The following is a 13,055-nucleotide window of genomic DNA, read 5'->3' on the forward strand; positions in this document are numbered from 1 at the left end:
ACCCCACAGAAACTAACGCTGCGCTTGTTTATTCGACTATTTCAGCCTTTTGAATAACCACGTCTTCTTTAGGAACGTCCTGGTGATATCCTGAATTGCCAGTGGCGACACCTTTAATCTTGTTAACCACGTCCATGCCTTCAGATACTTCAGCAAATACACAGTATCCCCAACCATCACCACTTTCGCTGCGGAAGTTTAAGAAACTATTATCGCCTACATTAATAAAAAATTGTGCAGTTGCAGAATGAGGTTCGTTGGTACGGGCCATGGCCACAGTGCCAAGGTTATTTTCTAAGCCATTATTTGCTTCGTTTTGGATAGTATCTTTACATTCTTTTTGATCCATACCCGGCTCGAATCCTCCGCCTTGGATCATAAATCCGTCAATCACTCGGTGAAAAATGGTGTTGTCATAAAAACCTTCCTTTACGTAGTCCAAAAAGTTGGCAACGGTTATTGGTGCTTTGTCGGCAAACAAAGTCAGGGTGATAACGCCATAATTAGTATGGATTTTAACCATGAAATAGATCCTTAAGTTAGCAAGATAAAAATAATCACCGCATTCTAGCCTAAAACTCATGAATTTTTAAGGCTTTAAGGGTGATTGGCAGATGCAGCACTGGTTTCTGGGTGATAGAATCCCTGTTTTTAGACTGTTACTCTCCAAAGGATTTTAATTCAATGTTACATATATACAACACATTAACCCGTCAGAAAGAGCAATTTAAACCATTGCATGCAGGTAAAGTGGGGTTATATGTATGCGGCATTACTGTTTACGATGTTTGTCATGTCGGTCATGCTCGTACTTATTTGAGTTTCGACTTAATGGTACGATACATGCGCTCTCGTGGACTTGACGTGAATTATGTCCGTAACATTACAGATGTTGACGATAAAATTATCTCAAGAGCAAATGAGCAAGGACTAACAGCGGAGCAATTTACTGAAAAAACCATCGCCCGTATGCATCAAGATTTTGCTGCAATTGGTTTGCTTGAGCCTGATGTTGAACCTCGTGTTACCACTCACATTCCAGAAATAATCGATATTATTCAGCGTCTTGTTGATAAAGGTTATGCTTATCAAGCGTCAAGCGGAGATGTGTTATTCGAAGTGAATACTTTTCCTGAGTACGGAAAGTTAGGACGGCAAGACTTAGAGCAACTTAAGTCTGGCGCGCGAGTTGAAGTCGTAGATGAAAAGCGTGACCCATTAGATTTTGTACTTTGGAAATCAGTTAAGCCTGGAGAACCTTTTTGGGCGTCGCCTTGGGGCAATGGCCGTCCCGGTTGGCATATTGAATGTTCGGCGATGAATCATAAACATTTAGGTAAACATTTTGATATTCATGGAGGTGGCTCAGACTTGATTTTTCCACATCACGAAAATGAGGTGGCCCAATCTTGCTGTGCGTTTGACACACCTTATGTCAATTATTGGATGCATACTGGCATGGTACAAGTCAATCAAGAAAAGATGTCTAAATCCCTAGGCAACTTTTTCACTTTGCGTGATGTATTGGATATTTATGATCCCGAAACCGTGCGTTATTTCTTGATGTCTGCCCAATACCGTAGCCAATTAAGTTATTCAGATAGTTTTATTCAACAAGCTCGCGCGTCATTAGAGCGTTTGTATACTGCTTTGCGAAATGTCACCCCAAATATGAATGTAGATATCACCATGGGTGATTATCAAACTCGTTTCAATCAAGCTATGGATGATGACTTTAATACGCCGGAAGCCTTCGCCGTGTTATTTGATTTAGCAAAAGAAATTAATAAGTCTAGCGGTAAGCAGGCAGCCGATTTGGCCGGTGTTATGGTAAAATTGGCAGACATTCTTGGTATTTTGCAACAATCGCCAAATGATTTTTTACAAGGTTCAGCTGATGGTGCACAAGACGATGTGGCAGAAATTGAATCATTGATTAAGGCACGTAATGATGCCCGCGCCAGCAAAGATTGGGCGGCGGCAGATGCCGCTAGGGATGCGCTAAATGTGCTCAATATCGTTCTTGAAGACAATGAAAATGGTACAACTTGGAGGCGCGGTTAAAAATTCTAGTGATCTAGGATTCGAGTCAACCACAAAAAATTGTATCAGTGCTGATTGCGTAATTTAATTCCATTGAATTGTGTAGTCAGCACCTTTAGAGTGAGGATACTCTGTAGTAACGCAATTAGACAAATAATGGCAACTGCCAGATTGTGTCCCATCCCTATTTGTACCAGTGCTAAAAGTGGTTCAGGGTAGTGACTGCCCCATAATATCCAATGTGGCAAACCAAAAAATGTTGGTAACAAACAATAAAAAACTAAGTCGTAGTACAACAACACAAACGGTGTGCTGGTAATGAGAATTGCCTTATTCTTCTTAAATACCATTAAAAAACACAATGCTATTATCGATAATAACCAATTGAGACCACTGCCCATTAATGCTACCCAGCCATATTCATTTTTGCTCAAAGATACTGAATTAACAGGGGGTGTTGATTCAAACTGAATATTTTGAGGTAGGGATACGGGACTATTTTCAATCCTTAAACCTGCCTTATTAAAATGAAATCTTGTCTGTGCAATAGCACGCTCAGGCCAATATGCTTGTCTCGAACTGTCAAATTCGGGGTAAATCTGCCAACCCGGCCACACAATAATACTGGGGCGCCCCATCCCTAATGCAGTACCTGTTATTGCATGACCCAATTCATGAGTGATGACTGAAAGCGGTAGCACTGTGCATATCAATATACTAATCAATAATTTATGGCTAAGTTTCACGTTGTAAACTCGTCATTTTGCGCTTGGTGTTGAGACTCAATCTCTGATTAAAGGTTCATTTATACCAATTCCATTGAAGAAATGACTTCTCAGCAAGATTTAAAGAAGCTTAATCAAGGCGCGTGAATGCAGGAATAGTGGTGCGCTTTCAAATTCGCGCAACGCAGAGTAAGCTTCTTTAAACCTTGCCCTTCGGGAAAGTCTCAGCTGATTTTGTGCTACTTTCTCGCCACTTTCTCGCTACTTGAAAGGGGATTGCCATTCCTGCGTAGCGACGACTTGCCCTAAATCGGCTGGGGCTTTCTGAGTGAACACTTCTTTAATGGGGTTGGTATTACACATTGTTTGCACATTTCAAGACCTGATTATTTGTTAATCTACCTAAGCTTAAATGATTATTCGAGGTTAGTGGGGTGGGGTGATCATGTTTGAGTGTTTATTCACAATTCAAATTTAAAAGGAAAAACATATGGTTGATTCAATAGGTAGCGCAAGCTTCCGCCCGCCGCCGCCACCTCCTGGCGCGGGTGGTCAGTCTAGTCTTAGTGAGGATGAAACATCGCTAATCGAAGAAACTCTATCGGGTTATGACGCCGATAGTTTAACTGAAAGCGATGCTGCGAGTATAGTTGAAGCTTTTTCCGAAGCAGGTATTGCTCCTAACTCGGCCTTTGCAGATAAACTTGCTGAAATAGGGTTTGATGCTAGAGAAATAGGTGACCTAGCTGGGGCTAGGCCTTCTGAGTCAGGTCATCCACCTCCACCACCACCTAGTGGATCTAGTAATTTAGACTTGACTGATGCGGTGGACTATCTTGAAACTTTATTCGAAGAGAAAGACCAATCTGCCACAGATAACTCCAGTATCACTGCGCAACTTGCAGAAAAATTTGGATTATCCGAAGGCGAATCTTTGATTAATATTACGGTCTAATCCTATTAGGTTATGTGCAGCAATGAGTGTTATTCGCTCATTGCTATTTCACTCAAATATTGATTACTTAGGCCTAAATTTTTACATCATTCTTAACTATCTGGCGAGCTATTTTGACTAGAAAACGAATCTTTCCAACGTTGTTGCGAGACATGCTGTTTAACGAGCTCCAAACACTCATTGACGATAATTAACACTTCTTGGTCGAGCATATGATCTTCGTTGGAAAAACGGCCTAAACCATGTTCAACAAAATCATCAATTTTATCGGGGGTAATGTCTTTCAATAAATTGATAATCGATTGTGTCACGATATCAGTGACAGATTGTTCAAGAGTTTTTTCTATTGTTGTTCCAAGCACAGGCAATATTTTTAGAGTCGACACTTGTGCGTTACCACGCACGGCTTTGCCAACGCTTTTTTGGACATGATTACGTACCGATTCTCCGTGGTTGTTGTGCTCAATAGACTCACCTATATGCACCATGATTGACGACAACCATTGGGTTAAAATAGGTAAACGAGTAGCTAAGACTTGTTTGCTAATATCATCAATTAATGGGGAGCCTGCGGCGATGTCTTTTTGTGCATCAGTCAATACTTTAACTACAATTCGGTCACTGAGTTCTTCAACCAATACATCGTAATAAAATAGAGTGAACCGATAGAGTGCACTGTTGCGCAAATCGATGATTTGGTACTTTTGAAGCCGATAAAATATTGAAAAAATCCGTAAGAAACGAAATATTCTGGCACCGCCCAATGGTATACATCCTATTAAGTCGTACCAATGGATAAAGGGGAAAAAATACCAACGAACATAAGTTTTGCGAACCACAGCCGCTACCCAGCGTACACAAAACTCTGTCAAAAAAACTATCACAAACGCTAGGTCGTAGAGTACAAAGTTGTTGTGAACGGGAGTGTACGCGGCGATAAAATCCGGTGATATCGAGTCCAATATCGACTTGAACGCTTGGGTGCTAAATAAACCGTCAAATAATAGCCAAATTAAATTAATGATCAGTAACGTGAGCATCAATAAATCGAGCATTATCCACGGTCCTTCGTGGCTAGATTTAAGTTTCGAATAACTAAAGTTAAGCACTATTTTTTAACCGCGTTTTACTAAGTACGAGTCACATCGACAAACACTTTCAATTTTTGTCCTGGTTGCAGATACTTTTTTAGCTTACTTTGATTCCACTTTCGTAAATCGCTCACTTTAACGTTAAACTTTCCAGCTATGCGAGCCAGCGAATCTCCACTGCGAACAGTGTAGGTAAGTGTGCGCATGACCGCATCTTCGCGTTGCCCTTTTACATCATTAACCCATATCACTAGTTCTTTACCTGGGCGTAATGTGTCGGTAGGGGCCATGCCATTCCATTTAGCAAGTTGCCTTAAGTTGACCTTGTATTCACGGCTGAGATCCCAAAAAGTATCGCCACTTTTAACCTTATGAGTCAGTTTATAGCTGCCACTTTTTCTTGACTGGGTTGTTACTAGGCGTTGTTCTTGCGACAAAGAATAAGAATCTAAGGACTTTAGTGCTACAGGAATAATCAAATGTTCACCGGCAATAATAACGTTGCTTTTTAGCTCATTGACTTGGCTAATGATTTCGGTAGTTGTGTGGTATTGCTTGGCTAGTTTTAGCAAACTATCGCCACCTTTGACTTTGTGCCTCACCCAATTCAAACGCTCTGATTTATCTGTTTTGGCTAATTCATTTAGAAAGTTTTTAACCTTGTCCACTGGTAACAATAAGTGGTGAGGTCCATGGGGATCCGTAGCCCATCGATTATATCCAGGGTTGAGCGCGTGTAATTCTTTAACCGTTAGCCCCGCCATATCAGCAGCTAAGGCTAAGTCTATCTGAGTACCTACCAAAACCTCCTCGGTTAATGGAATGTTTTCAATGACAGGCCAGTCAAAGCTGTATTCTTCACTATTTGCCAAGATGTCGGCTAATGCGAGAAGTTTAGGTACATAGGCTCGTGTTTCTTTGGGTAAATCTAAATTCCAAAAATCGCTAGGTTTTCCTGCTTTTTTGTTTTTTCTAATGGCTCGCTGTACGCGGCCCTCACCGCTATTGTAGGCAGCCAATGCGTGTAACCAATTGCCGTCAAACATCTTTACTAAATAGTTTAAATAATCAATTGCGCCTTGGGTCGATGCTAAGACATCGCGGCGTCCGTCGTACCACCAAGTTTGTTTCATTCCAAAGCGTTTACCTGTAGATGGGATAAACTGCCACATTCCCGCCGCTCGACCGTGAGAGTAGGCAAATGGGTCGAAGGCACTTTCAACTATGGGTAATAGTGCTAACTCCATGGGTACATTTTGTTGTTCAATTTTTTCAATTATTAAATGTAAAAAAGGTTTCGCTCTTAGGGCTACACGTTTCATATAATTGGGGTGTTTCAGATACCAATTACGCTGGGCGGCGATACGTTTGTTATCGTCAAATGAAAACCTAAGTTGACTGCGTACTCGGTGCCATAAATCTTTCACTTCAATTTCAGCGGCAGCTTCGACTATTTCTTCGGGTACTTCAACGACTACTTCTACAGGCTCGACAGGATGAGTGATTGGTATGGTACCTGACTGTGCAGACTCGCAATCAAAATGATCTTCAGCTTGTTCTTTGGACCGCTCGCAGGAGACTAAAATTTGCTCAGCTATTTGATGTTCTTGTTCAAGCTGACTAGCCTGATTATCATTTGGTGCTGTTGCAGTACAGGCAGACAATGTACCAATTAGGGCTAAAGATAGGAGTGTATGTGAACGCAAAGTGTTTCCTTTAATTATTGATTTTATAATTTGTATTATTTTTTTAGTCGATGTCGCAAATGATGGCTGCCATCTAGGTTTAGTTTACTGATTAAAAGTTATCTTTCCAGCTTCTTAACGAAGCAAAAACTGCTTGCTCTGATGTTACCTCGACTCCCATATTCTGGCTAACATTGGTTACAAGTTCTTGGCTATTACATCGTAAAAACGGATTTATAGCTAACTCCTGGTGGATACTTGTCGGCAGAGTAGCATTGTTATTTTCTCGTTGTTGTATTGCCCAGAGCTTATAATCAATCAATGCCTGATTGTTTGGTTCTGCAGCCTCTGCAAAAGCAATGTTTGCCAAGGTGTACTCGTGAGTACAATAGACAGCAGTATTGGCTGGAAGTGCAGTTAATTTGGCTAAAGAAGTAAACATCTGTTGTGGTGACCCTTCAAATAAGCGACCACAACCGGCTGAAAATAATGTATCGCCACAAAACAGTCCACTGTCACCATAATACGCGATGTGATCTAAGGTATGTCCTGGTACTTCGATAATCGAAAACTCTAAACCGAGACTGGGTAGTACTATCTGTTCATCTTGTGACAAACGATGTGTAATTTGTTTTATCGTTTTATTGTGAGGGCCGTATACCGGAATGTTGGGGAAATGTGATAAAAGTGCGTCTATTCCTCCAGTATGATCCCAGTGATGATGAGTAATGAGAATAGCGCAAAGGGTTAGCTGTTTTTTTTCGCAAAATTCTAGAACCGGCGCTGCATCGCCAGGATCTACTACAACACAGTGAGTTTGGTTAGTGAGGGTCCAAATATAATTATCATTAAATGCCTTAATAGGAAAAATGTTCACAGACATGTTCACAGACATAGTGCGCCTTCTTTCATAAATATTAGGTTTAACAGCTTATGGCTTTTAGAGTACCATAAATTATATGAGACCAGCGTTAATCAATAAACATCCTAGCCAACCAGAGTTATGGCGAGATTTACCTTTAGGTGATGATCTTAAATTTTTGATTGAAACTCAAATTAGTGAAGTCAGCCGAAAATTTTTTGGTTATCACTTGGTTCGTTTAGGTAATTTAAGTAGTCAGGTTGAGCTGCCATCTTGCCCTATAAAACATCAAATCAATATCACTTCAAAAATGCATTCCTATAGCAACATAGTGGCATCGTCTGTTGATTTGCCAATAAGCGAAAACTCAGTAGATGCATTTTTGTTGGCTCACGAGTTGGATTTTGCGAATGATCCTCATCAGATTCTTCGCGAAGTTGACAGAACTATAATGCCTAACGGTTATTTGGTCATAACGGGGTTTAACCCTTTAAGTTTATGTGGATTATTTAAATATCTACCCTTTAATAAAGGCAATGTATTACATGACGCTCGATTGTTTAGTTGCGCTAGGGTAAAGGATTGGTTGCAGTTATTAGGTTTCGAAGTTGTCGACGTAAAGCGCCTGTTATTTAATGAGTTATTTTTACAACGGAAACTTAACGCGCCTTCCAAATGGAACCAATGGTGCGCTCAAAATTTGTCAGTGTTCACGTCTATGTATGTGATTGTGGCCCGAAAACGAGAAATTCCATTGTCGTTAATTAAACCAAACTGGAAAGCTAAGACTAAATTTTCACCTGTAGGTGCAAGTGTCAGAAGTGGTGCTATGCAAATAGAAGCGCAATTAAAAAGCGACGAGTGAGCGCCTTTACCTACATATCATTTCAGCCATGAAACCAAGTATACCTGCTAGCCATGTTTATCTTAGCTGGGCTTATTATTAAAAACCGCATTTGATGTGACTAATAACGGTAACATTGATTTAAGTTACCTGCGGGAGGAACACCTTGAAAAGTAACTTGTGTTAGTCACACGCAAATGTATTGCGTGAAATTTAGTGTTCAATCTGTTTGCGGCTAGTGGCATTTTGACTGATATTCAAAGCAAAAGTTAACTGAATGCTTGATGATAGGTACGCTAACGAGTTTCACTATGACCATTTTTGTGGGACTGGCGACCGCCGCCATTTTGCGTCACTTACCTATTGGTATAAATCGAAGTGACGGAATTTAATAGAAATAAATCCAATCACTACGTATTACTCAACAGTAACGCAGTGATTGGAGCGCTCATTTATAGGTTTATTTAACTTTCATACCAGGTTGCGCACCTTCATCTGGATTCAGTATCCATAAATCTTCACCACCGGGACCTGCCGCTAACACCATGCCTTCAGACATTCCAAAGCGCATTTTTCGAGGGGCTAAATTGGCTACCATGACCGTTAATTTACCTTCTAAGTCTTCAGGTTGATATGCTGACTTAATGCCTGCGAAGACTTGACGAGTTTCGCCGCCCAAGTCTAACTCCAAACGCAATAACTTATCTGCTTTTTCAACGTGTTCTGCTTTAGCAATACGAGCAATACGCAAATCAATTTTCGCGAAATCTTCAAAACTAATGGTGTCACCAATAGGATCTTTCGCTAATGGACTGTTTGGATCAATAGTAACCGTTGGCTCTAAGTTTTCTTTTGAGTCTTCAACCATTGCGTTGACCTTGTCCATATCTACACGTTGCATCAAGGCTTTAAATTTATTGATGTTGTGACCTTTTAGTACATGTTGCGAACTTTCCCAGCTTAAAGTGTCATTTAGAAATGCTTCAGACTGATTCGCTAAAGTAGGTACTACTGGTTTCAAATAAGCCACTAAGATACGGAATAAGTTAATGCCTAATGAACATACATCATGAGTAAACTGCTGTTTGCTCTCATCTTTGATGGTCACCCAAGGGGCATTGGCATCGATGAACTGGTTCGCTTTATCAGCCAAAGCCATAATTTCGCGAATTGCTTTATGGTACTGACGCTTTTCAAATGCGGCAGCAATACTTACTTCCGCTTGATGAAATTCCGCCACTAGTTCTGGTTCAAGTACATTAGTCGATAGCTTGCCGTCAAAACGTTTAGTGATAAAGCTGGCACAACGACTGGCGATATTGACCACTTTACCTACTAAGTCAGAATTGACCTTTTGTGCAAAATCTTCAAAATTTAAGTCAATGTCGGTAACAGCGTCACTCAATTTAGAAGCGAAGTAATAACGTAAGTATTCTGGATTTAAGTGGTCTAAATACGTACGACCTTTGATAAAGGTACCTTTAGATTTAGACATTTTGGCGCCGTTAACGGTTACAAAACCATGTACGTTAACCCCTGTTGGCTTTCTAAACCCTGCGCCTTCTAGCATGGCAGGCCAAAACAAACAGTGGAAGTAGGTAATGTCTTTGCCAATAAAGTGATACAGCTCAGCGTCTGAGTCTTTACCCCAGTATTCATCAAAGTTAAGGCCATTTTTATCACATAGATTTTTGAAGCTGGCCATATAACCCACTGGCGCATCTACCCATACATAAAAGAACTTACCTGGCGCGTTAGGAATTTCAAAACCAAAATACGGAGCATCACGGCTGATGTCCCACTGCTGCATACCTTCTTCAAACCATTCTTTCAGTTTGTTGGCAATTTCGGGTTGAATGGCATCGCTTTGCAGCCATTTTTGCAACATACCTTCAAATTGAGGTAAATCGAAAAAGTAATGCTCAGAATCTCGTAAGACGGGCTCGGCGCCTGATACAACAGAACGCGGATTTATCAACTCGGTAGGATCGTAAGTGGCGCTACATACGTCACAACTATCACCATTTTGGTCTTCAGCACCACATTTAGGGCAAGTACCTTGCACAAAACGGTCTGGTAAAAACATTTCTTTTTCAGGGTCGAACAACTGGCTGATAGTACGTTTACTAATATAGCCCGCATCATTTAAGCGGTTGTACACTAACTCACATAATTCTTTGTTTTCGTCAGAGTGGGTAACATGATAGTTGTCGTACTCTACACCAAAATCGACTAGATCCGCATGATGTTCATCACGAGTTTGTGTCACCATTTGTTCCGGTGTAATACCTAACTGCTGGGCTTTGAGCATTACTGGTGTGCCATGGGCATCGTCGGCACACACGCTGTAACAAGTATGTCCGCGCATGCGCTGAAATCTTGTCCAGATATCGGTTTGAATATGCTCTAAAAGGTGGCCTAAATGAATAGAACCATTGGCATAGGGAAGGGCACTGGTAACGAGAATTTTGCGTGTTTGTTCAGACATGGTGACTTATGTTTAATCGAGTTTTAAAAAAGGTCGCAAATAGTAGCGAAAATACGCCATCATTGCATTACGAAATTCGACTTCAATCACACAAAATTTGTGGTTGGGTCTGCGAGACTTTAATCCGCAGTTAAATGTGCGAGTAAGCTAGTATAACTAATCAGTGTTACCTATCGACAATTAAACATACAAACGGCAAAATAATATTACTTATACAAGGTGCAAATAGCGTAAGCTTTCGGCACACACTATATTTGGCTTCACTGCCAGCATTATAATCAATCATCAACGAGCTAATTTCTATGCGATTGTGCGACAAAGATATCTATCAATATCTACAAGATGGAAAAATAAAAATATCACCGCAACCTAGTTACCAACAAATAAGTGGCGTGACAGTGGATATTCGCCTTGGCAATAAATTCAGGGTATTTGAAGATCATCAGGCTCCTTACATTGATTTAAGTGGTTCAAAAGAGTCGATGCAAGCGGCTTTGGATACCGTGATGAGCGATGAAATTGTACTTGAAGATGATAAGGCTTTTTTCTTGCACCCTGGTGAATTAGCGCTAGCCGTAACCCACGAGTCAATAACCTTGCCAGCTAACGTAGTGGGATGGTTAGATGGGCGGTCTTCACTGGCACGTTTGGGATTAATGGTGCATGTGACCGCTCATAGAATCGATCCTGGTTGGGAAGGAAATATCGTCTTAGAGTTTTTTAATGGCGGTAAACTACCGCTTGCCTTAAAGCCAATGATGAAAATAGGCGCAGTCAGTTTTGAAGTGATGTCAGGGCATGCTGAGAAGCCGTACAATGCCCGAGCTGACGCTAAATATAAAGGTCAAGATGGAGCTGACGCCAGTCGAATCAGTGCTGACGACAAATCTTAGTTGAATATGAATAGTAGGAGAGGTTGTGCCTGATAACGCGCATTTTTATCAACCTAAGGATGGTCATCAGTTATCTCATGATCCATTCAATGCAATTATTGCTCCCCGTCCAATAGGATGGATATCGAGTCAAAACGCCAAGGGACAAGTAAATTTGGCTCCTTATAGCTTTTTTAATGCCTTTAATTATCATCCTCCTATCATTGGTTTTTCTAGTATTGGATATAAAGACAGCGTCAAAAACGCCGTTGAAACCGGACAATTCTGCTGGAACCTTGTGACTCGCTCACTTGCTGAATCAATGAATAAAACAAGTGCAATGGTAGACTCTGAAGTCGATGAGTTTGAATTAGCGAACCTCGCCAAAGGCCAGTCTAAAATAATTGACGTGCCATTCGTGGCGCTAAGCCCAGTAGTGATGGAATGTAAAACTTCTCAAGTGATACAACTCCAAGATGCCAAGGGAGAGCAGTGTCAAACCTGGATGGTATTTGGGGAAGTGGTAGGAGTGCATATTGCTCAATCAGCTATAAAAACAGGTATTTACGATACTGCCGCTATGGAGCCTATTATGCGCGGCGGCGGAGCGGCTGATTATTTCAGTATTAGCGAGAACAATAAATTTGAACTGTCTAGGCCTAAGTAAAATTGGTACGTTAAATTTTACTTAAAATAGTCAAACTTGGCTAAGGAATGCGCAACCGATACAAATTTGCTTGATTTAGCGTTGCAAACAAAAAATATTTCCGTAAACTGCCCAGCTTCGGTCGGTGTGTAGCGCAGCTTGGTAGCGCACTTCGCTGGGGGTGAAGGGGTCGTAGGTTCGAATCCTATCACACCGACCAATTAACTACTCACGTGTTTTATTTCTTTACACTTTTTGACTTATTTACCGTATTGATCGCTTTTAGATTGGCGCACTTGGCAGCGGCCATTTTGGCTGGAGGTGAAGGGGTCGTAGGTTCGAATCCTATCACACCGACCATTTAACTACTCCTGTGTTTTATTTCTTTACACTTTTTGTCTTATTTACCGTATTGATCGCTTTTAGATTGGCGCGCTTGGCAGCGGCCATTTTGCTGGGGGTGAAGGGGTCGTAGGTTCGAATCCTATCACACCGACCAATTAACTACTTCCGTGTTTTATTTCTTTACACTTTTTGACTTATTTACCGTATTGATCGCTTGTAGATTGGCGCTCTTGGCACCGGCCATTTTGGCTGGGGGTGAAGGGGTCGTAGGTTCGAATCCTATCACACCGACCAATTAATCATTCCCGTGTTTTATCTATTTCTTTCGTTTTTGAATTATTCTTCTGTGTTGTATCTGTTGTACTTTCTTTGATCTAGTTTCCATATTCTAATTTTTCCCCTCACTTTATTCGTTTAAGTTCTAATTTCGATTACTGCAGAATTTAATCACTAGCTGGTCTCCCTATTCATTCCTGGCTTCTTACTACGCAATTTTTAA

11 protein-coding genes and 1 tRNA gene are annotated in these 13,055 nt (G+C 40.9%); 6 read left to right on the forward strand and 6 right to left on the reverse strand.

Going from position 1 to position 13,055, the window contains the following annotated elements; translation table 11 throughout:
* Window positions 1-28: 28 nt before the first annotated feature.
* Window positions 29-523, reverse strand: coding sequence for a peptidylprolyl isomerase B (gene ppiB / locus ABJK37_RS09740; protein WP_348352550.1), 495 nt, complete (start codon window positions 521-523; stop codon window positions 29-31).
* Window positions 524-684: 161 nt separating this feature from the next.
* Between ppiB and cysS the strand changes: the two genes are divergently transcribed.
* Window positions 685-2,064 carry a cysteine--tRNA ligase gene (cysS, locus tag ABJK37_RS09745; protein WP_348352553.1) on the forward strand — a complete coding sequence of 460 codons (1,380 nt, stop codon included), beginning with the start codon at window positions 685-687 and terminating at the stop codon, window positions 2,062-2,064.
* A 44-nt stretch (window positions 2,065-2,108) separates the two neighbouring features.
* Here the strand turns inward: cysS and ABJK37_RS09750 are convergent, their stop codons facing one another.
* On the reverse strand, window positions 2,109-2,789 hold the full coding sequence (locus ABJK37_RS09750) for a hypothetical protein (protein ID WP_348352556.1): 681 nt from the start codon (window positions 2,787-2,789) through the stop codon (window positions 2,109-2,111).
* Window positions 2,790-3,258: 469 nt separating this feature from the next.
* On the opposite strand from ABJK37_RS09750, the gene ABJK37_RS09755 reads away from it, so the two are divergent.
* Entirely contained in the window at window positions 3,259-3,723 is a 465-nt protein-coding gene (locus ABJK37_RS09755; RefSeq protein WP_348352559.1) for a hypothetical protein, read from the forward strand.
* A gap of 92 nt (window positions 3,724-3,815) precedes the next feature.
* On the opposite strand, the gene ABJK37_RS09760 is transcribed toward ABJK37_RS09755, so the two are convergent.
* The 3 genes from ABJK37_RS09760 to gloB form a co-directional block, all read right to left on the reverse strand.
* Window positions 3,816-4,778, reverse strand: a complete 963-nt coding sequence (locus tag ABJK37_RS09760; protein ID WP_348352562.1) for an ion transporter — start codon at window positions 4,776-4,778, stop codon at window positions 3,816-3,818.
* A 74-nt stretch (window positions 4,779-4,852) separates the two neighbouring features.
* Window positions 4,853-6,520 (reverse strand): LysM peptidoglycan-binding domain-containing protein, encoded by a 1,668-nt coding sequence (locus ABJK37_RS09765; protein WP_348352565.1) that lies wholly within the window; start codon window positions 6,518-6,520, stop codon window positions 4,853-4,855.
* Window positions 6,521-6,611: 91 nt separating this feature from the next.
* Window positions 6,612-7,382 (reverse strand): hydroxyacylglutathione hydrolase, encoded by a 771-nt coding sequence (gene gloB, locus ABJK37_RS09770; protein WP_348352614.1) that lies wholly within the window; start codon window positions 7,380-7,382, stop codon window positions 6,612-6,614.
* 76 nt (window positions 7,383-7,458) lie between these two features.
* Between gloB and ABJK37_RS09775 the strand changes: the two genes are divergently transcribed.
* Complete coding sequence (locus tag ABJK37_RS09775; protein WP_348352568.1) at window positions 7,459-8,226, forward strand: methyltransferase domain-containing protein; 768 nt, start codon at window positions 7,459-7,461, stop codon at window positions 8,224-8,226.
* Window positions 8,227-8,665: 439 nt separating this feature from the next.
* Here ABJK37_RS09775 and metG read toward each other — a convergent pair whose 3' ends face one another.
* The gene (metG, locus tag ABJK37_RS09780) at window positions 8,666-10,693 is read right to left on the reverse strand and encodes a methionine--tRNA ligase (protein ID WP_348352571.1); all 2,028 of its coding nucleotides are present in this window, start codon (window positions 10,691-10,693) and stop codon (window positions 8,666-8,668) included.
* Between the two features lie 302 nt (window positions 10,694-10,995).
* Here metG and dcd point away from each other — a divergent pair, with 302 nt between their 5' ends.
* From dcd to ABJK37_RS09795, 3 genes are all read left to right on the forward strand, one after another.
* Entirely contained in the window at window positions 10,996-11,586 is a 591-nt protein-coding gene (dcd, locus tag ABJK37_RS09785) for a dCTP deaminase (RefSeq protein ID WP_215926288.1), read from the forward strand.
* A 25-nt stretch (window positions 11,587-11,611) separates the two neighbouring features.
* On the forward strand, window positions 11,612-12,232 hold the full coding sequence (locus tag ABJK37_RS09790) for a flavin reductase family protein (protein WP_348352574.1): 621 nt from the start codon (window positions 11,612-11,614) through the stop codon (window positions 12,230-12,232).
* Between the two features lie 122 nt (window positions 12,233-12,354).
* Window positions 12,355-12,431: transfer RNA gene (locus tag ABJK37_RS09795), tRNA-Pro, on the forward strand.
* Window positions 12,432-13,055: the final 624 nt, after the last annotated feature.

It is taken from the genome of Paraglaciecola sp., from assembly GCF_039964565.1.
Lineage (GTDB): Bacteria > Pseudomonadota > Gammaproteobacteria > Enterobacterales > Alteromonadaceae > Paraglaciecola.